The following is a 22,991-nucleotide window of genomic DNA, read 5'->3' as shown; positions in this document are numbered from 1 at the left end:
AAAAGCCGGTGACAACTGCCTTTTCTCCCGTCTCTTTTTGTATTTTGGAAGGATATCTCACACAAAATGTTGAATGATAAGGACGATGGAGAGTTTCAAGCCGGAGGGACGTAAGCGTGCACAAACTAGATTGGGAACTATATCTGCTACCGTTCGAACAAGCTGTAGAAGAAATCAAAGTCAAAATTAAAAATATCCGTAATGAGCTGCGCAAACGCAAGGAGCATTCACCGATTGAGTTTGCGGTGGGCAGGGTCAAATCGATCCCGAGTATTTACAACAAGGCAAACCGCTTGCAGTTTCCGATTGATGAGAATATCTGCTGGGAAATTCGTGATATCGCGGGCATCCGCGTCATTTGCCAGTTTATTGATGATATACCTGCAGTCGTTGAGATGATCCGCAATCGCGGAGACATGCGTGTGTATTTGGAGAAGGATTATGTCTCCACCCCAAAAGAAAGCGGATATCGCGGTTATCATCTTGCTGTGGAGTATCCGATCATGATGGCGGGTGGGCAAGTGACCATTCCGGTTGAAATTCAGATTCGCACATTGGGAATGAATTTTTGGGCGACGATTGAGCACTCGCTGAATTATAAATACGAGGGAATTATCCCATCCGATATACGACAAAGATTGTTCGAGGCTGCCAAGGCGTCCTACAAGCTGGACAGCGAAATGAACAACATCCGGGATGAAATTAAAGACGCCCAAGCAGAATTTACGAAAAAAGAAGTGCCGATGGAGTCATTATTATCGTTGGTGGAGCTGGATCTCGACGTCGATGCGGCAATGGACGAAGGAAGTATGAATGAGAGGACTGGAGAAGAGAATGACAAGCGTTAATTGGCTGGAAGAAACAAATAAACGCAAGGACGAACTGATTGCGACAACACAACAATTTTTGCAGATTAAAAGCGTTTTGGACCCTGAGACATCCAGAGAAGGTGCCCCTTTTGGAGAAGGGATTCGGCAAGCGCTTGACTTTGCACTAGACGTGTGTGAAAAAGCAGGCATGACAACCAAAGACGTCCGCGGCTATGCAGGGCACGCTGAATTCGGGCAGGGCGAGGAATTGATCGGCATTCTGAGCCATGTCGATGTCGTACCGGAAGGCGATGGCTGGAGTACGCCACCGTATGCAGCCGAGATCGTGGATGGACGCATGGTGGCCCGTGGTGCGATTGATGACAAGGGGCCGACGATGGCTGCCATTTTTGCAGCGAAGATTGTGATGGAGCTGGGATTGCCGCTGTCGAAGCGCGTGCGCTTTATTTTCGGTACGGATGAAGAATCGAGCTGGCAGTGTGTGAACACGTATTTTGAAACGGAAGAAATGCCGACAATGGGCTTTACGCCAGATGCAGACTTCCCGCTGATCTATGCGGAAAAAGGCTTGACTGATCTGTCGTTGCGTCAGACGCTTGCATCCTTCCAAAGCCTTGGAATATCTGCTGCGGAAGATGTGGAGGCAAAGCTCGTTTCATTACAAGCTGGCTTGCGGATGAACATGGTTCCAGACAGGGCTGTAGCAACGCTTGCGCCAATCGGCTTGAATAGTGAGGCGATTGCACAAAGTTATCGCCAGCACTTGGAAGCGACTGGTTTGAAAGGCAAAGTGGAGGAGCAGGACGGTCTCGTAGTGCTGTACATGGAAGGCGTCTCGGTTCACGGAATGGACCCGAGCAAAGGCGTCAACGCGGGTACCGAGCTCATTCACTTTTTGCTCTCCTTGTCCTTGGATGAACGCGGAGCTGTATTTGTAGGCTTGGCTGATCGTTATTTGCACAAGCAGCATTACGGTGAAGCGCTCGGCATCTCCCATGATGATGAAGAAATGGGTGCGCTCACACTGAACACAGGTGTGATCGAGTATGATGAAAAGCAGGATGCGCTTTTCCGTCTGAATATCCGTTACCCACATTCTGTTGCCTTCGAAAAATGGTCGGCCGTTCTTGCTGAACGATTCAGTGAAGGGGCATTTACACTCGAAGTAGCTGAGCATCTGACACCACACCGCGTCGACCCGAATCATCCTTTGGTGACGACACTGCAACGCGTGTATACGGAACAAACAGGCGAGGAGGCTGGCATCATTGCAATTGGCGGCGCTACCTACGGCCGCTCGTTGGATGTTGGGGTAGCATTCGGACCGCTTTTCCCAGGGCGTCCTGACAGTGCCCACCAGCGAGATGAATATATTTTCGTGGATGATCTGATCAAAGCGACAGCGATTTACGCGCAAGCGATCTATGAATTGGCGAAGTAGGAATAGCAAACGGCTGGACATAAGTGCCAGCCGTTTTTATTTTGGCTGAATCAGAAAGAGACAAAACTCTTTGCAAATGCTGGAAGTCAGTACTATAATGCAAATTAACGATTGATCGATTAATCATTCATTAGCAAGGAGACTGTACACCATGCCACTTTCAGAAGAACAAGTGCTAAAAATGAAGCAAAAGCGGGAAACGATTCTCCAGCAGGCAGTTCTTTTGTTTGCCGAGCACGGCTATGACGATACCACCATTGCAAAAGTCGCGAAGGCATCCGGAGTGAGCTTTGGCAGTGTTTTCACGTACTTTGAAAACAAGGATCAGCTCTTTCATGCAGCCGTCACGGAGCCATTACAAGAGCATTCGGTCAAACTGCTTGACTTTGATCCCCAAGCATCTGAGCCATTACTGGAATTGGAGAGAATGGTGACCAATCACATCAAGAGCTTCGCTACGTTCGATTCCTACTTGCGTCTGGTTGTACAAGTAGTCGGCTACTACAATCGTTTTGCCCATTCTTTTGCTGAGCTAGATGCGTTTCACAATACCTTTCGTACGAAAATTGCCGAGCTCTTGATCAATGGACAAGAGAAAGGACTCTTGCATGTCCAAGATCCCAAATATGTGGCGACAGCGTACATGAGTCTGTTAATTGGTCTGCGTGTGAATTTGACGGATGGGCCACAAAGCAACATGTGGGAAAAATTCGTTCCGGTTGCCATCCAGCTTTTTGGACCGAAGAATCGCTAGCATTCTCCACCGGTCTTTTTTTTGAATTATAAATGATTGATTAATCAATCGTTAAAAGAGAGAGGAGTGGTCACGATGAGTTTTTGGAAGTTCGATAGCAACATCCAGATCAGACTGATGTTACAATTTTTGACGACGATGGCGAGCATGACTGTGACCCCGTACTTGATTGTTTTTTTCTCCAAGCAATTGGGGACGGTTGTAACGGGTTTTATGTTTTTAGGTGTGATGGCAGCGAGTGTCGCAGGCTCTTTTGCAGGGGGATATGTGGCGGACAGGATCGGGCGAAAAAAAGTGATCGTTGCATCTGAGGCGGTCATTTTCATCAGCTTTCTTGGTGTGGCCTTCGTTAACTCGCCTTGGCTCCAGTTGCCCTATGTGACATTTATTTTGTTTCTGTTTCATAACTTTTGTTTGGGGGCGTCGGGGCCTGCTTACCAAGCACTCGTCATTGATGTGAGTCAGCCCGAGAATCGGAGAGCGATTTTTACGGCTTCCTATTGGTTGAATAATCTGGCGGTAGCGATAGGAGGATTGGTGGGTGCTTTTTTGTTCAATGAGCATTATTTTGCGCTATTTCTCGGTGTGGCTGTAAGCATCGCGATTTCGCTCGCCATGACGATCCTGTTTATCAAGGAAACGTATGTACCAGAAAAACGTGCATGCTCGGCGTCTGGCAAGCAAAGACAAAAAGTTTCGAGTTTTATGGTAGATGTCCTGGGAGCTTATCAAGAAGTGCTCAAGCACCGGATTTTTCTGCTGTTTACCATAGCGAATTTGCTCATTATTGCTGTAGAGGAGCAATTGACCAATGTCATCGGCCTTCGTTTAGTGAAAGAAATCCCAGAGCCTGAGCAGTTATTTCCGTTTTTGGGCATCCAGGTAGATGGGATGAACTTGTTAGGTCTATTAAAAACAGAGAACACGTTGCTGGTTGTTTGCTTGACGGTTTTGATCTCCTGCGTGGTGAAGAGCTTGAGAGATAGGGTGGTGCTCCTGTCAGGCCTTGTCCTGTATTTTTGCGGGTATGCGTGGATTAGCTTCAGCAGCTCCCCTGCTGTCCTGCTCTTTGCCATGTTCTTCGCGACTCTGGGTGAAGTGATGCACATCCCGGTAAAACAAGCGTTACTCGCCAATATGGTGCCAGATCATGCGAGGAGTACGTATATGGCTGTACATTCTCTGTTTAGCATTGTGGGGGTGAGCAGTGCAGGTATGTTTATTCTTGTCAGTGCGTGGGTTCCCAACGTTGCGATCACCGGAATGTTTGTGGGGATGGGACTGATTTGTCTCGTGCTCTTTCATCGGATTACGAAGGCCACCCAATCAAATGCGACAGCATGAAGAAGTACTCGAGCGCATTCAGGATATTTGTTAGGGAAACAATAACAAATAGAGGTAGGCAAACATAACGGGAATACGTCAGTATCGAAAAGGAGATAAATGATGGACGATCTCACGAAATTGATCAAGGATTTGACGGAAACGGACGGAGTACCTGGGCACGAGCGCGAAGTCAGGGTGAAGATGGAGGAGTACTTACAGCCTCTCAGCGACGAGTTGGTAAAGGATCGGCTGGGTGGGGTTCTCGGGAAGAAGACGGGCTCAGTAAACGGACCGAAAATTTTGCTCGCGGGACATTTGGATGAAGTAGGCTTCATGGTGACGAATATCACGCCAAAAGGGTACTTGCGTTTTATCCAGCTTGGCGGATGGTGGACGCACAATATGCTCTCACATCGTGTGAAGGTCAAGACACGCAAAGGTGAGTATCTCGGGCTCATTGGTTCGAAGGCACCGCATGCGCTGGAAAAAGAAGAGCGGGAAAAAGTCATGAAGCTCAAGGAGCTGTACATTGACATCGGGGCGAAAGATGAAGCAGATGCGAAGGAAATGGGTGTTCGCCCAGGTGATTGGATTGTCCCTGACAGTGATTTTACGACGATGCGCGACGGAGAGCTGTGGGTCGCAAAGGCGCTTGATAATCGGGCGGGGTGTGCGCTGGCAATCGAGGTGCTGAAACGATTGCAGACGGAAGAGCATCCTAATGTGGTATACGCCGGTGCAACCGTGCAGGAAGAAGTTGGGACCCGGGGTGCTGGCACAGTAGCGAGGCTGGTAGAACCGGATATTGCTTTTGCTGTCGATGTTGGACTCGCATATGACACGCCTGGAAATGAATCGTATCCGATGACCTGCAATGTGGGGGACGGTCCGCTCGTCATGTTATTTGATGCCACGATGATTCCGCATACCGGATTGCGCGATCTCGTATTCGACACAGCAGAGGAGCTCGGCATCCATGTACAGGTGGATGCCCTCGCAGGAGGCGGAACAGATGCAGCGAAATTCCATATAAGCGGCATTGGCTGCCCGTCGATTGTCGTCGGCTTTGCGACACGATATATTCACAGCCATAATGCAATTATGTCAAAACGTGATTTCGAGCAGGCTGCCCAGTTGCTTACAGCTATCATCAAGAAGCTCGATAAGGAAACGGTTCAACAACTGCTCGATAGATGAGGGAAGCGAAACCCTCTCCATGCATGTATGATTGCGATGGAGAGGGTTATTTGTTTTGTTACTTGTTCTGCTCGGGGAGGTCTACCTTTATTTCCAGACCCTTAATAAACTGATCGTCTGTGACTGTTTCCGCAGAATGATCTTTTACGACGAAAGGCTTGATGATGAAATACTTCGGCTGTCCTTGTGAAGAAGCATAGCGGGCGTCAAATGTGAGCGTGTTATCCTTAACCTCTCCTTCTCCGTGGAGGGATGTCAGTTGACGACCTTGGTCGTCAAACAGGGCAGCTCTGATGAACGGATCTGATGTCTTGCCATTCAGTTTGAACGAATACAACAAGCGCGTCGTCACTGGCGTCACATTGACCTCGGATACTTCGAAAGAAATCCCATCGTTTGATTGAATAGCATTCGGTTTAAGCCGGAGGGTGTCGTTCGTCGCTTTTTGGAAGGGAATGTCCAGCTTGAAGGCTTGATCAATTCCAGCAAGCTTAACAACCACTTCCGCTTGGAAAGAGTCTGGAATCATGCTCGTTGAATTGTGCCCAGGTGTCTTCAAAATTTCTTCGAAGATAAGATAGTTTGGGTGTGATTCGCCCGCTGTGTAGAAAAAACTACCGCCAGTTACCAAACTACTTGGGTCATCTTGACCTTTTCCATCGATGGTAAAAGTGACATTTTCGATAGCGTCACTGAGTTTGACAACCTCTTTTCCCGTATCAAACATGCCGTCCTTCAGGTTTGGAGCCGTTACGCTGAGCAGATAGACAGCACGTGTTCCGTCGAAGACCGTCTCCGTTACCTCGAGCTTCATGTCCTGGTGAGAAATACTCCTGTTTACCTTGGAAGAAAGACCTTGTTCGCCTGCGGCACGTAAGCCGAGGTCCGCTTCGATGAAGCTAAAGAGACTGCCGACGAATGGGATCTCCTTAATGGATTGCGCCATGACCGGCGAGATAAATCCGGAAGTGAATACAGTTGCACCTAGAATGACTGCGGCGGCCGCAACATAGGGTGCTTTGCGTAATCGCTGGACTTTTCGTTCACGAGACATTTCTGGGAGAGAGGCGTATGTTTCATCCAGTCGAGCCCGTACCAATGGTGACATCGTCGCATCCTTTGTACGTTTGTACTCTTTTAGTTCGAAATCAAATTTAGATTGATCCATAATGTATCTTCCCTTCCCGGAATGTGTTTAATTTTTCCATCAAGTTGTTCCGTGCTCGACTAAGCCGCATTTTTGCGGCACTCTCCGAAATTTCCAGTATCTCTGCTACTTGTCGTAAAGGCAGGTCTTCAAAATAGTGAAGCACAATAACAAGGCGCTGCTGCTCATCCAATTTTTCAACGGCGTCCCGCAGGTCAATAAGTTCGTCTTTATGTGAGAGTGACAATTGGATAGGTAATTCATCCAGTAGAACGTTACGGGAGCGATTTGCTAGTATCTTATTGCATTCATTGATCAAAATTCGGAACATCCATGTTTTGAAAAAATGGGGCTCACGAAGTGAATACAGAGATTTATAAGCCTTCAAAATGGTTTCCTGGAGGGCATCCGCAATATCTTCCTCTTTTTTCAGGATGGATTTAGCCGTATGGTACAAGGAGCTCTCAACGTGTTTGACAACAGCGATAAAAGCTTCACGATCTCCTTGCTTTGCCAGGAGAACCTGTTCTCTTAGATCCACCTTTTTCACTCCTTTCTGTGTTGGTTTTTCACATTGACAGTAATTAGATCAGCGAAATCGCTACATGGTCACATGATGTCAGCAAAAATTTCAGTTAGGCTTGCTTTGTTGTTGCAAGTCTCGAAGAAAAATACCCGGGAGTTGAACGGTTTAGTTGTTTTTTCGAAAGGACTCCTTTAGTATAGGTAGGATAGGATTTCGCAAGGGCAACAACCTGCCTAGGATGAATGTTGATTGATGAGAGCCGGATTTATCGCATCCACTGTCCATGCAGTCATGGTGTGGCGAATCGGATCGTTTGTGAAAGGAAGTGGAAGTTATGGCAAAATCGTTTGCGTCTTTTGGTTTTCGTCCGGAGCTGATGCAAGGGATTCAAGACCTGTATTATAAAGAACCGACACAAATTCAAGAGGAAGCCATTCCTCTCATTATGGAAGGCAAGGATCTAATCGGACAAGCTCAGACAGGTACGGGTAAAACAGCTGCATTCATGCTGCCGATCCTCAACGCATTAGAAGAGGGAAAACGCGACATTCAAGCGCTCATCCTCACTCCGACGCGTGAGCTTTCCATTCAGATTGCAAAAGAAGTAGAAAAGCTGGGCAAACACCTGAATGTGAATGTACTCTCTTTGCACGGTGGAACGGATATTGACAAACAACTGAGCAAGCTGAAAGAAACGGTTCATGTTGTTGTAGGAACACCAGGACGTGTACTGGATCATATGAAACGCGGATCGCTTCACTTTGGACGAATCTCTACACTCGTGCTGGATGAAGCCGATAAAATGATGGAAATGGGCTTCTTGGAGGACGTGGAGCAAGTCATCGTCCACACGCCTTCTCAACGTCAGGTGCTGTTGTTCTCGGCTACGATGCCTGATCTGGTAAAAAGACTGGCGCACCGCTTCATGAAGCAGCCACCGCATATCAAAATCGAGGGCAAGCAAAAAACGGTTGAGCGCATTGAGCAATTTTACTATGTAGTCAACCAGAGCGATAAGACAGACGCTCTCGTCGATGTGCTGGAGCAAGAGCAGCCGTTCTTGACTATTGTGTTTGCAAATACCCAAGTACGTGTGCAACAGCTTACAGCCCGCTTGCAGGAAAATGGCCTCTCGGCGAAAGCCTTGTACGGTGATTTGTCCCAAAACAAGCGGGAACAATTGATGAAGCAATTCCGTGAGATACGTTTCCAATACTTGATCGCAACAGATATCGCTGCTCGTGGACTCGATGTAGAAGGTGTAACACACGTCATCAACTACGATTTGCCGAATGACGTGGACAGCTACATTCACCGCGTCGGTCGTACTGGTCGTGCGGGACAAAAAGGAAAAGCGATCTCCCTCATTTCTCCTCGTCAGAAAAACTTGATGGCTCGTTTTGCCAAAGCGACGAAGGCTTCGATCGAAGAAAGAATTTTGCAGGCAGGACGCCATCTGGATGCCGGACGCCGTCAGCGCGCAGAAGAACGGGAAGCTCATTTTGTTGAGCTGCGAGCGCAACAGGTGAAGGAGCAGCAAAAGGAAAAAGACAAAGAGTTCTCTCCTGTACGTGATGCCTTGAAGAAAAAGACGAAGGTAAAGCCAGGCTACAAAAAGAAGATGGCGCGTGAGCTGGGAGAATTGCAAACGCAGTACGAGAAAAACCGTAAGAAGGCTGAAGCGATTGCAGCACGCAAAGCGGGTAAATCTGCGAAGCCTGCCGATACGAAAAAAGCAGGAAAAGGTGGAGCGGCTCGCTCTGCGAAGGGTGGAAGACCGTTTAGTCAATCTGCCGGGAAATCAAGAGGAAGATAAGCAATAAAGAGGCAGCCCAGATTCGAAAAGGATCTGGGCGCTTTTTTGTGTAGAAACACCTTTGTTGTATGAAAGGAAGTAATTGACTTTATACTCGACTAGAAGGTTTATACTCAGATCGAAGTAATGGGAGAGAAGGTGTGGAATTGTTCAAAATCAGCGAGTTTTCCCGACTGAGTCGAATTCCGTTGCAAACGTTGCGCTATTATGATCAGATTGGGATTCTAAAACCAGCAAAAATCGATGATACGACCGGGTACCGATATTACTGTGCCGAACAGCTTTTGCAGATCAATCGAATTGTCATCTTCAAAGAATTGGGGTTCTCATTGCAGCAGATTGCGCAATTGCTTCACGAGAATATACCAGCCGAACAAATTCGGGGGATGCTGAGGCTCAAAGAAAATGAAATCCAATCTCTGTTGGAGATGGAAATGTCGAAGCTTGCCCGTATTAAAGAACGGGTGCAGCTTGTTGAACGGGAGGGAAGGATCGAAAAGGAGCATGAGGTCGTTCTGAAGCAGGTAGATGGCCTGCACTTGATTTCCTATTCAGCATTGGGTGCTGCTGAAGATATTCCTTGGCTGTTTCAAATATTCGACAGTTTGCTTGATGCCAGCCTGAAATCATCCTTGATTGGTCCCAAAACAGTGCTATGGAAGGAAACCGGAACGAAGGACCAGCTTTTCGAATTTGGGGTGGGTTATGCCATTAAAACAGAATCTGTCAAACTGCCCGAGCAAATGGAACGAAGTGTCTTGCCTGCCGAGACAATGGCTACGCTCCTATTCCGTTCGGATTCGACCTTTAAAGAATCAGCTTGCCTGGATCTGGCTACGTGGATTGAACAGCATGGTTACAGTATTCGAAGCGAGCAGCCTGGCAGAGAAATCTACGTTCCCCTATCAGAAGAACCTGGAGTTGAGCTCATAGAAATCCAGATTCCAATTGAACCAAGGGGGGCAAAGTGAGCATGGGAAATAAATGGGTTGTCTATATTCTCGCTTTGGCAGTTTTCCTCATTGGGACCGTGGAGTATCTGATAAGCGGCATCATTCAAATGGTGGCCGCTGATCTGGGGGTTACGACGTCGTCTGCCGGATTGCTTGTTACTGCATTTGCCCTTTCTGCGGCAGTAGGGGCTCCCATTGTCATCGCTGTTACGATCCATCTTGACCGAAAAAAATTATTACTCATGATGCTTGGCATTTTTATTTTGAGCAACTGGTTGGTCTATGTGAGTCCTTCATTTGAGATGATGCTGGTTACACGCATGATCCAAGGACTCAGTGGGGGCGTTGCTACAGTTGTTGCGATGGCGGTATCTACACGGCTAGTTGAAGAAGGCAATCGTGGACGAGCAATCGGCATCATTTTGATGGGATTGAGCAGCTCGCTTGTACTTGGCCTCCCGGTTGGCACTTTTTTAAGTGAAGTGATTGGCTGGAGGCTGCTGTTTATTTTTATTGGACTACTGAGCTTGGTTCCGCTGCTTGTCATTTATAAAAAAGTCCCGCTTATAAAAGCGCAGGAGGCGGTAACACCGCGAGCACAGATGGCTGTTCTAAAAAATAAAAGGATTCTGGCAGCAGTTGTTATCACGCTGTTGTACATCGGCGCTTATTCCACATTGTTTACCTATATTGCGCCTTTCCTGCTAACCAAGGCAAAGCTCTCGGCATCCGAGATTTCTGGGATTCTGTTTCTTGCAGGCATTTGCAGTTTTATGGGGTCAAAAATGGGGGGAGTTATCGCAGATCGCAAGGGGCCGAAATTTACGATTCATGTAGGACTCTCCCTTCAGGCAAGTATGCTGCTTTTGCTTTCGGTCATGGATGGAGTGATAACGGCCCATATCGTGATCATCATGCTATGGATGCTCGCCACATGGGCAACATCTCCGGCCCAACAGCTCTATCTGGTTACGCAGGTGCCCCGTTCGCCGGATATCGCGCTTAGCATCAATACATCCTTTATTCAATTTGGCTTCGCTTTGGGATCATGGGTTGGGGGACTGGTGATCAGCCACTCCTCTGTGGAGCATCTAGGCTGGTACGGATTTGTTATTGCGTTGCTGTCACTGCTGCTCGCGATCCGTTTGTTTACTTTAAAGAAGGAGCAGCTATCAGCGTAGGAAGATGGCGTATGATGTCTTCTCGTCTCTCGCGGCAGCATGATTTTAGGAAAACGCTTAAGGATCAATCGTCTGACAGAAAAAATAAAAGAGAAAATACGTCAATTCTTTAAAAAATACGGTGTTGGTGCCAAACTCCTTTTCGTTCTAAAGAAATTGATATAATCATGATAAAAAGGAGGGGCACCACTATGGATCGGATTGATGAACAAATCCTCCGCTTATTGCGGGAAAATGCCCGAATCACCAGCTCAGACATCAGCAAGCAGGTTCATTTGTCCGTGCCTGCGGTCTCCGAGCGAATACGTAAGCTAGAGGATACAGGACTCATCAAGCAATTCACGGTTAAGCTGGATCGGGAACAGCTAGGGCTTCACCTGATTGCGTTTGTGATGGTACAAATCGAAAAAACGGAGCATATCGCTGGCTTCCGTGAAACGGTCATGCAGGCAGAATGTGTGCTGGAATGCCATCATATTGCGGGAGCTTACGATTATGTATTGAAGGTTGCCGTAAAAGGGACAGCCGATCTGGAACGATTCATTTCGGAAACATTGAAGCAAGTAGAAGGTGTAAGCAAGAGGAATACGATGATCGTCCTGTCTTCCATGAAAGAGGAGATGTGAACCTCGTGGCGATCTGGAACGGTCTATTATTTGGGATGATGCTCCAGCTATCGGTTGGTCCGGTTTGTCTGGCGGTGTTGCATCGCGCGATGACTCGGCGATTACGGGATGCACTCATGATGGTACTGGGAGTTGCACTCGCAGATGCGGTTTATATGGTGGGGGCGATCAGAGGACTGTCACTGCTGTTACAAATCCAATGGGTCAAACAGATGGTTTTGATGATGGGTGCCCTGATTTTGACCTGGTTCGGGATTCAAACCTTGCGTGCCATGAAAGGCAGAGGAGAACGTGAACAAGCACCAGTCCAGCATGCTCCATCGGGTCGAAACAGCTTTTGGCACGGCGTGCTTCTGACACTCGCGAATCCTTTGACCGTTCTGTTTTGGGCGGGAGTATTTGGCGCACTATTGGCATCTGGCACTTTTGTTCATTCAACAGAGTTGTTCTTGTTTGCGACAGGCTGTCTGCTATCGACTTTATTGTTCCTGGGGCTGGTAGCTTTGTTGGCCGCGTATTTGGCTCGATTTTTTCGCCCGGTTTGGCTCAACGTTTTTCATGGGCTCAGTGGAGTCTTTCTAATTGGGGTTGCGATTGTCCTTCTGCAAAAAGCGGTTTGAGGCCCTATACTGGCTTTTTTGAAGGAGTTCGGAATGACGGCATCGAATTTTAACAGAATACAGGAATTGCGATAGAAATAGTGTTTTCCTCCCATGTGATTTGGGTAATAGATAGGAAGATAGAACCCTTTCTTGTAAAAGTACCATAGTACAGGGTGTGAGGAGAACCAGTGATGACGACGGATACGTGCTTGAAATGCGGCAGTCCGATGGGCCGGGGAGAGTACAGTTGCCAGGTTTGCGGAGAAAACGAAATACAAGACTACCAGATGATTCGCAATTACGTGAGAACGTATCCGAATTCGAATGCGATGCAAATTGCCAACGCAACAGGGATATCTGTTTCAAAAATATTGCGTTATATTAGAAATGGCTCTTTGACCGTTGTAGACAATCCGTCCCGCAGAGGGAGATCATAAGAAAAAGAGAAAAGCCCACAAGCAGCCACGAATGCATCTCGTGTAGCCTTGTGAGCTTTTTTTATTTTTGAAGCAAAACTACAACCACCGTAGACCCTTAGGATAATGATTTTTGAGTTGCCCCTCAGATTGCTTGCCCCAACCGATGGAGAATCCATCTACAGTAACCAGCGTCCAGCCGCTATCACCGTCACGCGTGAGCGCTTCTCCTTTTAAGTATCGCAACATTTCAGGATCGTCTGCGCCATAGGAAGCGACACGGGCTGCCTCCGCAGGAGAGAGGGCGAGTGCCAAGGCGTGTGCAGGTTCAAATCTGTTCTTTTTTACGGTTCCTAGGTGCAGACCGACGCGAGCGACCTTGAGCTTGTCCAAGTCGAGCTCGGGAGCAGGTGAGTAGTAAAGCTGCTCGCCGAACAAAAGAAAAGCTGATTCATCATCGAATGGTTGGGAGAGCGCCGGGAGCGCTTCGTCCGCGAACGTACGCCAGGCTGCCAGGGCTTCTTTTCGACCTGCCGGAGCCGATTTTACCACACGCTTTTCTTTACGCTTCCCGGAAGGTTCATGAACTTCAGCGGTCTCACTCTTTTGCAGCTTGGCGAGGTAATGCCCCTCTCCCTGGAGACGATGGGGCCACAATCTGGCTGTCTGGGTGAGCTGCTCGTTTTGCGGCGACGCCCACTCGGGTTGACCAGCAGAAAAGCAATCTGCATGTGGCAGCGGAACGATTTCAAATTCCGGGTGACTTCCCAGGAAGTTAACCAGTGACTGCTCATTTTCTAATGGAGCAAATGTGCAGGTGGAGTAGACCAACGTTCCGCCTGGCTTCAGCATAGCAGCGGCCGCCTCGAGAATATCGCCTTGCATGACATGGCATTCGGTTACTTTTGCAGGGCTCCAGTCTTCAATTGCTTCGGGTAGCTTGCGGAACATTCCTTCGCCAGAGCATGGAGCGTCTACTAAAATTCGGTCAAAAAACTGGGGGAATCGCTCCTGTAAGCGTTCAGGCGTTTCATTGGTCACGACGGCATTGGTCACGCCGCAGCGCTCCAGATTTTCTGACAAGGCTTTTGCCCGAACAGGATGGATTTCGTTTGCTACGAGCATTCCTTGTCCACGCAAAAACGCTGCAAGCTGCGTCGATTTTCCCCCTGGCGCTGCACACAGGTCGAGGATTCGCTCACCAGGCTGTGCGCCGAGTGCTTCGGCAGCGGACATCGCGCTTGGCTCCTGCAAATAGTACATGCCAGCGGAGTGAAAAGGATGCTTGCCGGGACGATCTGGCTCTTTGTAGCGAAAACCGGTTTCGCACCAAGGGACTGCTTCCAGAGAAAACGGCGAGATTTTCAAAAAATCGTCACGACCGACCTTCAACGGATTGACCCGCAAGCCGTGTGTCACAGGCTGATCATACGAGGAAACGAATGCCTCATAATCGTGTCCAAGCATGGTTTGCATGCGCTCGGTAAATGTTGTTGGTAAATTTTTTGTCATAACAGCCTCCGATGTCAGATTTTGGCCCCATGTGAAAGGAAAACATAGAATCATGGCGAATCATAGAGAATGAGGTGAGAGCATTATGGAAGGATCCCGTGCAAAACGCTACCGCTCCCGGCGGAGGAATGACTCGGAAGTAAGCCGGTTTTGGATCATGGGGTTGCTGTTCTCACTGCTGGTGCTCGCTTTTGAATTCTTTATCGAAATACCCGCCGACGCAGATTGGCTGATCGATATGGAGATGGCTTTGTTTTCTGCCAGCTTTACGTTACTTGCCTTTTATCTGCTCGGACTTACCTTTGCCTTTTCACGCCACCAAAAGGCAGGGAAGATCAATCACCAAATCATCATCTATGTATGGTTGGGTGCGATCTTGTTTCACTTGTTCCTGCTCATCAGCAATTTGTCCAATCAGCATGTGTACAAAGCAGGGATCATTCTGTTTTTAGGACCATTGTTTTTAACTGTCTACCATTTTATCACGTACTTGGCAGCTTTGCGCGAGGAGCGTGAGGAGCAGGAGGCAGCTACGACAGCTACGCTCGAGCGTACGGCCTACCAGATGATTCTGGAGGGTGGGCGTGTATACAGCGAGCTGAATCGCCTGAAAACAGAATATCCAGAAGTGGAGCAAATGCTTCGTGCCAACGATTTTCACGATAAACTGGAGCGCTATGCTTTGGAAATGCAGCAGTATTTGCAGGCGAAGCAATTTGAGCGTAAAGACGTGGAGCTCTTGGAGGGTCACTATTATTTCTTGGAAAACTTGCTGAGCTTGGCGAAACAACATCCGGGAATAATCGAGTCCCGCGTATATAGCCGCCGAGGTGACAATTGATGGGTACAAAGGAGAGGGAAGCGGATGTTTTGGAAAAAAGACAAAGGCCTGGCAGAAAAAGAGACAGCAGCGACGACAGTGGCAACTCCCACGACCACAATGGCAGGACAGCAAGACGCTTGGAAACATGAGCTTCGCGGTATTTACGAACAGTTGGGTGCGATCTTCACTTCAAACCAAGCGATGAACGCCGAATCCGAGCAAATGGTGCGCTTGGTGACGAGAATGAAGCGTGTCGTAGATAATATCCAGGTCATTAACGAGCGGGATGATGAATCTGCGAGCCAACTGTCGGATCGAGGAGAGCGCCTGACAGATATCTGCAAACAATCGGTAGCGCGTGCAGATGAAGGCAAAAAGGCTATGACGGACGTTGTGGAAGTCATGAGCCTGCTCGACAAAGAATCGGTCCATACGTCCAAATCCATGAGCCGCTTGGAAGAGCGCTCTTCGGAAATTACGAGTATCGTCAAGGTGATCAGCGACATTGCCAATCAGACCAACCTTCTCGCCCTGAATGCAGCGATAGAAGCGGCACGTGCGGGTGAACAAGGCCGAGGCTTTGCTGTCGTAGCGGATGAGGTACGGAAGCTGGCCGAGATGACAGCGAACTCGACCAAGACGATTGCAGAATTGATCGGCAAGATTCAGGAAGAAACAAAAGAAGCGTTGTCCAACAGTGAAAAAAGCAGCAGTGCGATCAAAAACGGACTTTCTATCAGCAAGGATGCTGCGGAGAAGACGGATCAGATCGTGAATGCTTTCCAGGCCCTGAACGTCGAAGTGTCAGGCGTGATGGAAATCATCGCGCACCAAAAGCGATTTGCTGACGATGTGTCCCAGCAGGTAAGTGATGCAAAGAGCTTGCTGGACGAGCTGAATGAAGGCTTGACCAAGCATGTGAGGGACGCCAACGCGGTAGAGCAAATGCTCGCGACGAGCGTAAAGGATGTCAAAAAGTTATTGTGATCATAAGGAAAAAGAATCAGGAGTCCGTATTCAAGCGATGCGGACTTTTTGGTATTTGTTCACTTTCTTTCACTAATTATTTACATGTTTTCGTTTGACTATTCGAAATGGAGTACTATAATCAAAGTAGGATTCTCCATATCTTTCCTTTTTTCGACAAAATCCTACCAGCATTCGCTATGAATGGGCAAACCCATTGAAAATTGGGGACGCAAAGCCACGGGCCTAATGTACAAGTTACGATGGCAGCCGGGTTGCCGACTAGCAGTGTATTTTGCTGTTTTAGTTTTACGGCTCCTTTCAGGCGAAAGGGGCCTATTACCTTTACAAAAGGGAGAGGTTAAAGCATGTCAATCCTTCAAACACTGGACAAGCAGTACATTAATGGGGAGTGGCGCGACGGACTGGGCGCGAAGACATTGCAAGATATCAACCCTTACAACGGGGAAGTCATCGCAGAATTCAAAATGGCAAATCTGGAGGATATCGACGCGGCTTACAAGGCGGCAGCCAACGCGAAAAAAGAGTGGGATGAAGTGAATGCCTATACCAAATCCCGAATGTTGGAGCGAGCTGTTCACTATATCGAAGAGAATGAAGAAGAAATCATTCAGATCATCATACGTGAATTGGGTGGAACCCGATTAAAGGCGTTTTTTGAGATCGGGCTTGTGAAGGATATTATTCGCGAGGCGGCTACGTTCCCCGTACGCATGGAAGGAAAAATTCTTCCTTCTCCCGTAGACGGAAAAGAAAATCGCTTGTATCGGATTCCCGCAGGCGTTGTCGGTGTCATCAGTCCGTTCAACTTCCCGTTCTATCTGTCGATGAAGTCCGTAGCTCCAGCTCTTGGCGCGGGCAACGGTGTCGTTCTTAAACCGCATGAGCACACGCCAATCACGGGTGGGACGCTCATCGCGAAAATTTTTGAAGAAGTAGGTCTGCCAAAAGGCTTGATCAACGTTGTTGTGACGGATATTGCGGAAATTGGCGATGGTTTTGTCTCCCACCCGATTCCGCGCATCCTTTCGTTTACAGGCTCTAGCCAAGTAGGAAGCCATATCGCGCAAGTGGCAGCGAAGCATTTCAAAAAGGCGATTTTGGAGCTGGGCGGCAATAGTGCACTGATCGTTTTGGAGGATGCGGATCTCCAGTATGCCGTTAATGCAGCGGTATTCAGCCGCTTTACCCACCAAGGTCAGATTTGCATGTCGGCTAACAGGGTTCTGGTTCACCAAGATGTATACGATAAATTCCTCGATCTGTATGTGGAAAAAGTATCTGGACTCAAGGTAGGCGACCCAAATGATCCTGACACGGTAATCGGTCCACTCATCAATCAACGGCAAGTCGCCAACCTGATGGCAACGATTGATGAGGCGATACGGGAAGGAGCCGTTCCTGCATTGAAAGGGGAAGTAAAGGGCAACCTGGTCGAGCCGATCGTTTTGACAGGAGTGACCACAGACATGTCGATTGCTTCTAAAGAGCTGTTTGGTCCGGCTGTTTGCATCATGTCGTTTGCTTCCGAGGAAGAAGCGATTCGCATGGCGAACGAGACACCATTTGGATTGTCCGGGGCGATTCATACACGCGATCTGGAGAGAGGTGCCCAGATGGCCAAACGAATTGAGACTGGCATGATTCACATCAACGATGGAACGATCAATGACGAGCCAATCGTGGCGTTTGGCGGTGAAAAGCACTCCGGGTTGGGACGTTTGAACGGTCAATGGAGCTTAGAAGAGTTTACTACGCTGAAATGGATATCGGTTCAGCACAAGCAACGCCAATTTCCGTATTAATGCCAGCAAAATATAGAGGTGAAGAGGGTCATGAACGGTTACGTAGAATGGAACGAAACGGAAGCTTCCGAAGAGGGGAAAAACGCAGAGCTGCTCGAGGCGTTCATCAAGGTTGCCCCCTATTTAAATGATTTGCTCTCCGATGACATTACCATTGGGGTCTATGACACGGAAAAGCTATTGCGCAATGTGCCTGCCCAAACATTTGCACTGCAAGTCAAGCCGGGTGATCCACTCCAGGAAGGAGATGTGATCACCAACGCGATTCGAAAAAACACCAAGCAGGCGATGATGGTCCCCAAGGAATTATTTGGGTTTCCTCTCATCGCACGGGCGATCCCTCTGCATGATCACACGGGAAAAGTCATCGGTGGTGTCGGCATTGGTTCCAGCATGGAGCGAGCCAATGAGCTGTATGAAATTGCGGCAAATCTCTCGAGCGTCGTCGAGCAGGTCAGCGCCACCACACATGAGATGGCTGTGCAGATCGGGAATTTAAACGAGCAAATGAAGGCGATCTCAGAGCAAGCCAATGATGTGAGCCAAAGTACGACTGAGATCGAGCAAATTACGCTCGCCGTGAAAAAAATCGCTGATCAAAGTAACATTTTGGGACTGAATGCGAGCATTGAGGCTGCGCGAGTAGGGGATGCAGGGCGAGGGTTCGCTGTCGTTGCAAATGAAGTTCGCAATATGGCGACGGATTCACGGGCGAATGCAGACAAAATCAAGCAAACCACAGATTCCATCCGGGATTTGATAACCCTGCTGCAAAATTCGATTGAATTGATTAATCAAACCATGGAGAGTCAGGCAGCCGCTACGGAGGAAATTTCTGCGACGATGGTCGAAGTGAGCGACAATACGCAAAAGCTGGCAGGGCTTGCCCAAGAAGTGTTTGAAATAAAGTAAGCCTATACATGTAACAAAATTCCCCTCTCAGGAGTCTAACTTTAGAGAGGGGAATTTTTCCTTTAGTTCATTTGGATGGTAGGTAGCGATTGCTCCAGCATATAGCGATACACCGGGACTTCATCGCCCTTTTCAACGGGCAAGAAGTTAAACGTGACGTAGCTGTCTACCGATTCCGGTTCCAAGGCCAATGCTATGAAGTTGGCGTTTGGCTGAGCCATGCTGAACACGTAGCTACCCGCAGGAAAGGTTTTCGTTGTTTCTGTTACATTTGCAGTCACTTGGTTGGTGAAATGCCCATTCTCGTAAATCGTATTCACCTTGTTTTCCAAAATGGTGTAGCTTTCTACCGCTATGGTTGTTTCTTTTGATAGCTTGCTTACTGAAACACCGAGCAGTTCCAGCTTGGCTGCGACTTCATGGTAGCCAGGAGGCATGAGATAAGCAGTGGGGCGCTCGCGTTCGAGTACGGGATAGGCATCTGTGGAGCTTACCCAGTCGATGGGGGCAGGCACTTTTTTTGCGGTGGCTAGATCGACCACATCGAGAGTTTGACCCGGTACTCGCTTATTCTCACTCAGGATGACGAGTTTGTCGTTGTCGTTTGCCTTTTTGCCTTTTTCCGTGATTTCTGCGCGTGCCTGGGTCACAGCGGACTTGATTGCTTTGGCGTTGGCCGCTGTTGATTGGATGACAGCAGCGTGAGTCATGGCCTGGCTGTATACACGGCGCTCAAAATCGGCGCGTCCAATGCCGATGCCGCGTGTTTCCACCAAAAAGGTCAACGTGTTTTTCAATCCCAAGGCATTGCGTCCGATTCTCGTCTCTGTGCTGCCTTCTGTTGCGGTCACTTTTCCGTCCTTGCCTTTTGCAAGCGTATAGTATGCGTGATGAGAAAGTTGCTCCTTGTCGAGTGCTTTTTGAACGTCAGCCAAGAGCAGGTTGTCTGACATTTTGCGCAGGCTGGCGGGGATATTCAAGTTTTTCGCAGAGGAGATCAGAACATCGTAGGAAGAGATCGCGCCTTTTTCCCCAACATCGCGAAGCTGGCTGGAAGAGACACCGTATTCGTGGGCGTCAAGCACCACATCAGGTTGATAGGCATTGAGAGCTTGGTGAACTGCTTGGACCTCTGGATATTCTACCTTCATGTAGTCGCGGTTGGCATCCAGCTCTGTCGCGATGTAGCGTTTGAACTGGTAGGAGCCATCCGGGTTGATGCGAGGAACAATCGCGACGTTTACTTGATCCAGGAGGTCGGCGCCAAGTTTTCCTTCTGCCAGCCATTTGGCGATCACAAGAGCAGATTCACCAGAGGCGGGTTCATTTCCGTGGATTTGTGCCTGTAGCCAGATGAGTGGCTTCTCCTTGTTTTGTTTGAGTTTGCCGTGGTCTTTGCTGAATAGCAGCAGGGGGATATCACGACCTTCCAATGATGTACCGATGGATAGCAGCTTGATTTCCTTGTTGCCTGCTGCCAATTTGCTTATGTAAGCCATCATTTCTTCCTGGGACGTAAAAGCTTCTTTTCCTTCTTGGAAGCCGGGTGTCCCAAACTGGATAGTTGGCTTGGGAAACAAGCTCTCAATCTGTGCAGGCTGTACATAGGTTGGCCCTATTCCGTAATAAGGAATGTGGGGTTGTGGTTCAGCTTGAGTGGCATGGATGATTGAGGGGCTGGTGAACAGAGATATTACGAGTGCTGTAGAAACAACGTAGCGTACTTTCTTGTCCATAAATTCCCTCCTGCGAAATAGAAGTAGACACCTATGATTAATTTATCAGATTATTATAAAAATAATAATCGCTACGAAATATTCATTTTAAAGTAGGACTTTCGGTTCTCCTTTAATAGAATAGGGGGATGACATGGTCAGAAAAATCAGCAGAATGCTCCTTTTGATGACGGCCATCGCCGTAAGTAGTTTCTTTCCGAGCAATCTTTCTGCAAACGAATGGAAAAAACCAACAGAAACAGAAACTGTTGACCACTTGAATGGCGCGATGCACCAAAAACAAGAATTTCGTTTCCCAGATGGTGTCACGTATTGGGCGCATAAACTGACAGGTCAGCGCAATATGATGCCCTACGTTTTCACCCTCCCGATTCAGGGCAACAGTCAGAACATGATGTTTCGCTATCGAGCCTATGATGAGTCGAAGAAACCGTATTGGAAGGTCGTCACACTTGATCAGGTCCAGACCCTTCCGCTTGCCTCTGGTTTTGTAGAGACGGAGGGCAGGTATATTTGGTTAGGTAAGCCGATTACCTACGTGGATAAAGGCAGAGCCACGATTGAGGAAAAGCCGGCATTGGCGCTGCCAATCGAAGTAAAACAGACATCATCTGGTGTCGAGCTGGTGATCAAGCTGCCGATGAAAGCAGGCTTTATCAGCGAAATGTGGGCACTCGATTCGAGAGATCCGCTCGTTCCTTGGGGAGAACAATCGATTGACAGCGTCTGGCTTAACCTGGACGTAACGGAAAAGGCAAAATGGCTGTACGACGGGTATTACTATCAAAGTCCTTCAACGTACGAGCCGACTTCGGAGTCCTCTTTTTGGCGGATTCCTGAAAATTATGTCCTTCGCTCCTTTTTATATACAGGTGGAAGCAAGGCTGCCCGGGATATGGGCTATGTGATGTTGAAAGCGAGCCTGAAGCAGCAGGAGCCTGAGGGGTACTGGAAGACACAGCCGCGCTCCTTGTGGCTAAGCGGCGATTACGGGATACCAGAGGGCTTTTACGATACGAGATTCAACACAGGAGCGGCTGATCTGATGCTGCGGGGCTGTGATCAGTATCAAGAAAATGACTTTTGCCAATCGGCGAAAAAATATGCTTCTTACTTTCACAATCACGCAGCCATGAACCGTTTTGTCATCGCTGGTGTACAGCAAGGGTGGCTGGTTTCTGACTACGCGACAGCAACGAATCCAATGATTCAGACACATGTTTCTTTGAATCACCAGTTGGCGGAAATCAATTTTCTCTACAAAAGCTACATGCAATTCGGGGACCGGGTAGACAAAGACTTAGCAGACATCATGCTCTACGGTGTGGTAAACCTCGGATCGCAGTGGATTCTCGGAAATGGCGATTTGCATTACGCTTATTTTCCGGACGGGACATTCGGAAGACCGGACTATCCGTTCTTGACCTACAATGACTTGGTCGAAACCCAGCGCTTGTACCGTCAACTGCACGGGATGGATGAGATGACGCTTGCCTTGTTGATTGACAGTAAATTGATGTGGATGCAACTGAATAATGTTCAGTACCGTTAACATATGGAATGGTAACCCGTAGGAAGGACACTTTATCAGAGTGCTTTCCTGCGGGTTTTTTGCATGTATCGGCAAGTTCATTTAATCTATTTTCCGCAAAGCAAACAAGGTCAAAAAGCTGACAGCCTCCCGCAGCTCTACGCTTAGGCGGCCGGCGATATCTGGCGTAATTCCTTCTTTGTATACTGGCTCTTCGCCCAGCAATGTGAAGCCATTTTCGCTCGCCAACTGTTTGGCTTCCCAGGGCATCATCGTATTTTGGATCGTCGTCTCTTCGTATAGTCTGCGATAGCTATGTGCACGGGGGCCAGCTGTAGGACCGAGGATTCCCAAGACGAGAATTCCTCCGGGAGCGAGCACGCGGTGAAGCTCCAAGAGTGCCTTGAGCGGAGCTGGCGTGAATTCCACTACATTAATGGAGAGCACACCGGAGAATGAATCATCGGCAAAAGGAAGGTTGCTGATGTCTCCTGTCTGAAAATGAACAGAGCCTGGGAAGGAAATGACCCGGTCATGAGCGAGGCGAATCATTTCCCCGGCAATGTCGATGCCCTCCACCTGATAGCCGTGCTCTGCGAGCTTGCAACTGGCATAGCCGTCACCACAGCCTGCATCGAGAACAGGTCCCGATCCGACAGGTACATGCTTCATAAAATAGGGGAGGATGGTGCTGCGGCTACCTTTTTCCCACATGTGCTCACTTCGTTTTCGCCAGTCTTCTGCAAATTGATCCCATTGCTTGGCGGCTTGTTCTGTCCATTGGCTCATCCTTGTTCACGCCCTTCTCATCGATTGAGCAATACCGTTATGAAGAAAAACTCCGGTCGAGGTGGCCGGAGCTTTTCAAGG

21 protein-coding genes and 1 riboswitch are annotated in these 22,991 nt (G+C 48.5%); of the genes, 16 read left to right on the top strand and 5 right to left on the bottom strand.

The annotated features are described in order from the left end of the window. Positions 1-116 precede the first annotated feature (116 nt). From HP568_RS13835 to HP568_RS13815, 5 genes are all read left to right on the top strand, one after another. Complete coding sequence (locus tag HP568_RS13835; protein WP_017250656.1) at positions 117-848, top strand: GTP pyrophosphokinase; 732 nt, start codon at positions 117-119, stop codon at positions 846-848. Continuing rightward, on the top strand, positions 835-2,271 hold the full coding sequence (gene pepV, locus HP568_RS13830; protein ID WP_173629372.1) for a dipeptidase PepV: 1,437 nt from the start codon (positions 835-837) through the stop codon (positions 2,269-2,271). Before HP568_RS13835 ends, pepV begins: the two co-directional genes overlap by 14 nt. A 151-nt stretch (positions 2,272-2,422) precedes the next feature. Further along, positions 2,423-3,025: a TetR/AcrR family transcriptional regulator gene (locus HP568_RS13825; protein WP_056489704.1), complete on the top strand. Its 603-nt coding sequence runs from the start codon at positions 2,423-2,425 to the stop codon at positions 3,023-3,025. A 75-nt stretch (positions 3,026-3,100) separates the two neighbouring features. Then, positions 3,101-4,369: an MFS transporter gene (locus tag HP568_RS13820; RefSeq protein ID WP_173629371.1), complete on the top strand. Its 1,269-nt coding sequence runs from the start codon at positions 3,101-3,103 to the stop codon at positions 4,367-4,369. 102 nt (positions 4,370-4,471) lie between these two features. After that, positions 4,472-5,548 (top strand): M42 family metallopeptidase, encoded by a 1,077-nt coding sequence (locus tag HP568_RS13815; RefSeq protein ID WP_048034174.1) that lies wholly within the window; start codon positions 4,472-4,474, stop codon positions 5,546-5,548. Between the two features lie 58 nt (positions 5,549-5,606). Here the strand turns inward: HP568_RS13815 and HP568_RS13810 are convergent, their stop codons facing one another. After that, entirely contained in the window at positions 5,607-6,716 is a 1,110-nt protein-coding gene (locus HP568_RS13810; protein ID WP_173629370.1) for a DUF4179 domain-containing protein, read from the bottom strand. Further along, complete coding sequence (locus HP568_RS13805) at positions 6,703-7,236, bottom strand: RNA polymerase sigma factor (RefSeq protein WP_173629369.1); 534 nt, start codon at positions 7,234-7,236, stop codon at positions 6,703-6,705. The genes HP568_RS13810 and HP568_RS13805 overlap by 14 nt, the downstream gene beginning before the upstream one ends. Before the next feature lie 319 nt (positions 7,237-7,555). Between HP568_RS13805 and HP568_RS13800 the strand changes: the two genes are divergently transcribed. The 6 genes from HP568_RS13800 (at position 7,556) to HP568_RS13775 (ending at position 12,836) form a co-directional block, all read left to right on the top strand. Continuing rightward, the gene (locus tag HP568_RS13800; RefSeq protein ID WP_173629368.1) at positions 7,556-9,037 is read left to right on the top strand and encodes a DEAD/DEAH box helicase; all 1,482 of its coding nucleotides are present in this window, start codon (positions 7,556-7,558) and stop codon (positions 9,035-9,037) included. A gap of 146 nt (positions 9,038-9,183) precedes the next feature. Beyond that, on the top strand, positions 9,184-10,008 hold the full coding sequence (locus tag HP568_RS13795) for a MerR family transcriptional regulator (protein WP_173629389.1): 825 nt from the start codon (positions 9,184-9,186) through the stop codon (positions 10,006-10,008). Positions 10,009-10,010: 2 nt separating this feature from the next. Beyond that, on the top strand, positions 10,011-11,171 hold the full coding sequence (locus tag HP568_RS13790; protein ID WP_173629367.1) for an MFS transporter: 1,161 nt from the start codon (positions 10,011-10,013) through the stop codon (positions 11,169-11,171). A gap of 191 nt (positions 11,172-11,362) precedes the next feature. Further along, on the top strand, positions 11,363-11,797 hold the full coding sequence (locus tag HP568_RS13785; RefSeq protein ID WP_173629366.1) for an Lrp/AsnC family transcriptional regulator: 435 nt from the start codon (positions 11,363-11,365) through the stop codon (positions 11,795-11,797). A gap of 5 nt (positions 11,798-11,802) precedes the next feature. Continuing rightward, positions 11,803-12,417 (top strand): LysE family translocator, encoded by a 615-nt coding sequence (locus HP568_RS13780; protein ID WP_173629365.1) that lies wholly within the window; start codon positions 11,803-11,805, stop codon positions 12,415-12,417. 173 nt (positions 12,418-12,590) lie between these two features. After that, entirely contained in the window at positions 12,591-12,836 is a 246-nt protein-coding gene (locus HP568_RS13775) for a hypothetical protein (protein ID WP_048034168.1), read from the top strand. A gap of 78 nt (positions 12,837-12,914) precedes the next feature. Here HP568_RS13775 and HP568_RS13770 read toward each other — a convergent pair whose 3' ends face one another. Continuing rightward, positions 12,915-14,327: an RsmF rRNA methyltransferase first C-terminal domain-containing protein gene (locus HP568_RS13770; protein WP_173629364.1), complete on the bottom strand. Its 1,413-nt coding sequence runs from the start codon at positions 14,325-14,327 to the stop codon at positions 12,915-12,917. A gap of 85 nt (positions 14,328-14,412) precedes the next feature. On the opposite strand from HP568_RS13770, the gene HP568_RS13765 reads away from it, so the two are divergent. The 4 genes from HP568_RS13765 (at position 14,413) to HP568_RS13750 (ending at position 18,854) form a co-directional block, all read left to right on the top strand. Further along, the gene (locus HP568_RS13765; protein WP_048034166.1) at positions 14,413-15,168 is read left to right on the top strand and encodes a hypothetical protein; all 756 of its coding nucleotides are present in this window, start codon (positions 14,413-14,415) and stop codon (positions 15,166-15,168) included. 24 nt (positions 15,169-15,192) lie between these two features. Further along, positions 15,193-16,137 carry a methyl-accepting chemotaxis protein gene (locus HP568_RS13760; RefSeq protein ID WP_173629363.1) on the top strand — a complete coding sequence of 315 codons (945 nt, stop codon included), beginning with the start codon at positions 15,193-15,195 and terminating at the stop codon, positions 16,135-16,137. A gap of 176 nt (positions 16,138-16,313) precedes the next feature. Next, a riboswitch (cyclic di-GMP riboswitch) is annotated at positions 16,314-16,399 on the top strand. An 85-nt stretch (positions 16,400-16,484) separates the two neighbouring features. Then, positions 16,485-17,942, top strand: a complete 1,458-nt coding sequence (gene yfmT, locus HP568_RS13755) for a benzaldehyde dehydrogenase (protein ID WP_048034164.1) — start codon at positions 16,485-16,487, stop codon at positions 17,940-17,942. 30 nt (positions 17,943-17,972) lie between these two features. After that, positions 17,973-18,854, top strand: coding sequence for a methyl-accepting chemotaxis protein (locus HP568_RS13750; protein WP_048034163.1), 882 nt, complete (start codon positions 17,973-17,975; stop codon positions 18,852-18,854). A 62-nt stretch (positions 18,855-18,916) separates the two neighbouring features. Here HP568_RS13750 and HP568_RS13745 read toward each other — a convergent pair whose 3' ends face one another. After that, complete coding sequence (locus HP568_RS13745) at positions 18,917-20,590, bottom strand: M14 family metallopeptidase (protein WP_173629362.1); 1,674 nt, start codon at positions 20,588-20,590, stop codon at positions 18,917-18,919. 133 nt (positions 20,591-20,723) lie between these two features. On the opposite strand from HP568_RS13745, the gene HP568_RS13740 reads away from it, so the two are divergent. Beyond that, positions 20,724-22,142 (top strand): hypothetical protein, encoded by a 1,419-nt coding sequence (locus HP568_RS13740; protein ID WP_048034161.1) that lies wholly within the window; start codon positions 20,724-20,726, stop codon positions 22,140-22,142. Positions 22,143-22,223: 81 nt separating this feature from the next. On the opposite strand, the gene HP568_RS13735 is transcribed toward HP568_RS13740, so the two are convergent. After that, positions 22,224-22,910, bottom strand: a complete 687-nt coding sequence (locus HP568_RS13735; RefSeq protein WP_173629361.1) for a class I SAM-dependent methyltransferase — start codon at positions 22,908-22,910, stop codon at positions 22,224-22,226. Between the last annotated feature and the right edge of the window lie 81 nt (positions 22,911-22,991).

The organism is Brevibacillus sp. MS2.2, assembly GCF_013284345.1.
In the GTDB taxonomy this organism is placed as follows: domain Bacteria; phylum Bacillota; class Bacilli; order Brevibacillales; family Brevibacillaceae; genus Brevibacillus; species Brevibacillus brevis_C.
Note: the sequence above shows the minus strand (reverse complement) of the source record. Positions and strands in the feature narration are given on the sequence as shown.

Bases quoted from the DNA above. Each gene is read 5' to 3' on its own strand.
- pepV (WP_173629372.1), top strand. From the start codon at position 835: ATGACAAGCGTTAATTGGCTGGAAGAAACAAATAAACGCAAGGACGAA.
- HP568_RS13825 (WP_056489704.1), top strand. From the start codon at position 2,423: ATGCCACTTTCAGAAGAACAAGTGCTAAAAATGAAGCAAAAGCGGGAA.
- HP568_RS13820 (WP_173629371.1), top strand. From the start codon at position 3,101: ATGAGTTTTTGGAAGTTCGATAGCAACATCCAGATCAGACTGATGTTA.
- HP568_RS13815 (WP_048034174.1), top strand. From the start codon at position 4,472: ATGGACGATCTCACGAAATTGATCAAGGATTTGACGGAAACGGACGGA.
- HP568_RS13810 (WP_173629370.1), bottom strand. From the start codon at position 6,716: ATGGATCAATCTAAATTTGATTTCGAACTAAAAGAGTACAAACGTACA.
- HP568_RS13800 (WP_173629368.1), top strand. From the start codon at position 7,556: ATGGCAAAATCGTTTGCGTCTTTTGGTTTTCGTCCGGAGCTGATGCAA.
- HP568_RS13790 (WP_173629367.1), top strand. From the start codon at position 10,011: ATGGGAAATAAATGGGTTGTCTATATTCTCGCTTTGGCAGTTTTCCTC.
- HP568_RS13785 (WP_173629366.1), top strand. From the start codon at position 11,363: ATGGATCGGATTGATGAACAAATCCTCCGCTTATTGCGGGAAAATGCC.
- HP568_RS13775 (WP_048034168.1), top strand. From the start codon at position 12,591: ATGACGACGGATACGTGCTTGAAATGCGGCAGTCCGATGGGCCGGGGA.
- HP568_RS13770 (WP_173629364.1), bottom strand. From the start codon at position 14,327: ATGACAAAAAATTTACCAACAACATTTACCGAGCGCATGCAAACCATG.
- HP568_RS13765 (WP_048034166.1), top strand. From the start codon at position 14,413: ATGGAAGGATCCCGTGCAAAACGCTACCGCTCCCGGCGGAGGAATGAC.
- HP568_RS13760 (WP_173629363.1), top strand. From the start codon at position 15,193: ATGTTTTGGAAAAAAGACAAAGGCCTGGCAGAAAAAGAGACAGCAGCG.
- yfmT (WP_048034164.1), top strand. From the start codon at position 16,485: ATGTCAATCCTTCAAACACTGGACAAGCAGTACATTAATGGGGAGTGG.
- HP568_RS13750 (WP_048034163.1), top strand. From the start codon at position 17,973: ATGAACGGTTACGTAGAATGGAACGAAACGGAAGCTTCCGAAGAGGGG.
- HP568_RS13745 (WP_173629362.1), bottom strand. From the start codon at position 20,590: ATGGACAAGAAAGTACGCTACGTTGTTTCTACAGCACTCGTAATATCT.
- HP568_RS13740 (WP_048034161.1), top strand. From the start codon at position 20,724: ATGGTCAGAAAAATCAGCAGAATGCTCCTTTTGATGACGGCCATCGCC.
- HP568_RS13735 (WP_173629361.1), bottom strand. From the start codon at position 22,910: ATGAGCCAATGGACAGAACAAGCCGCCAAGCAATGGGATCAATTTGCA.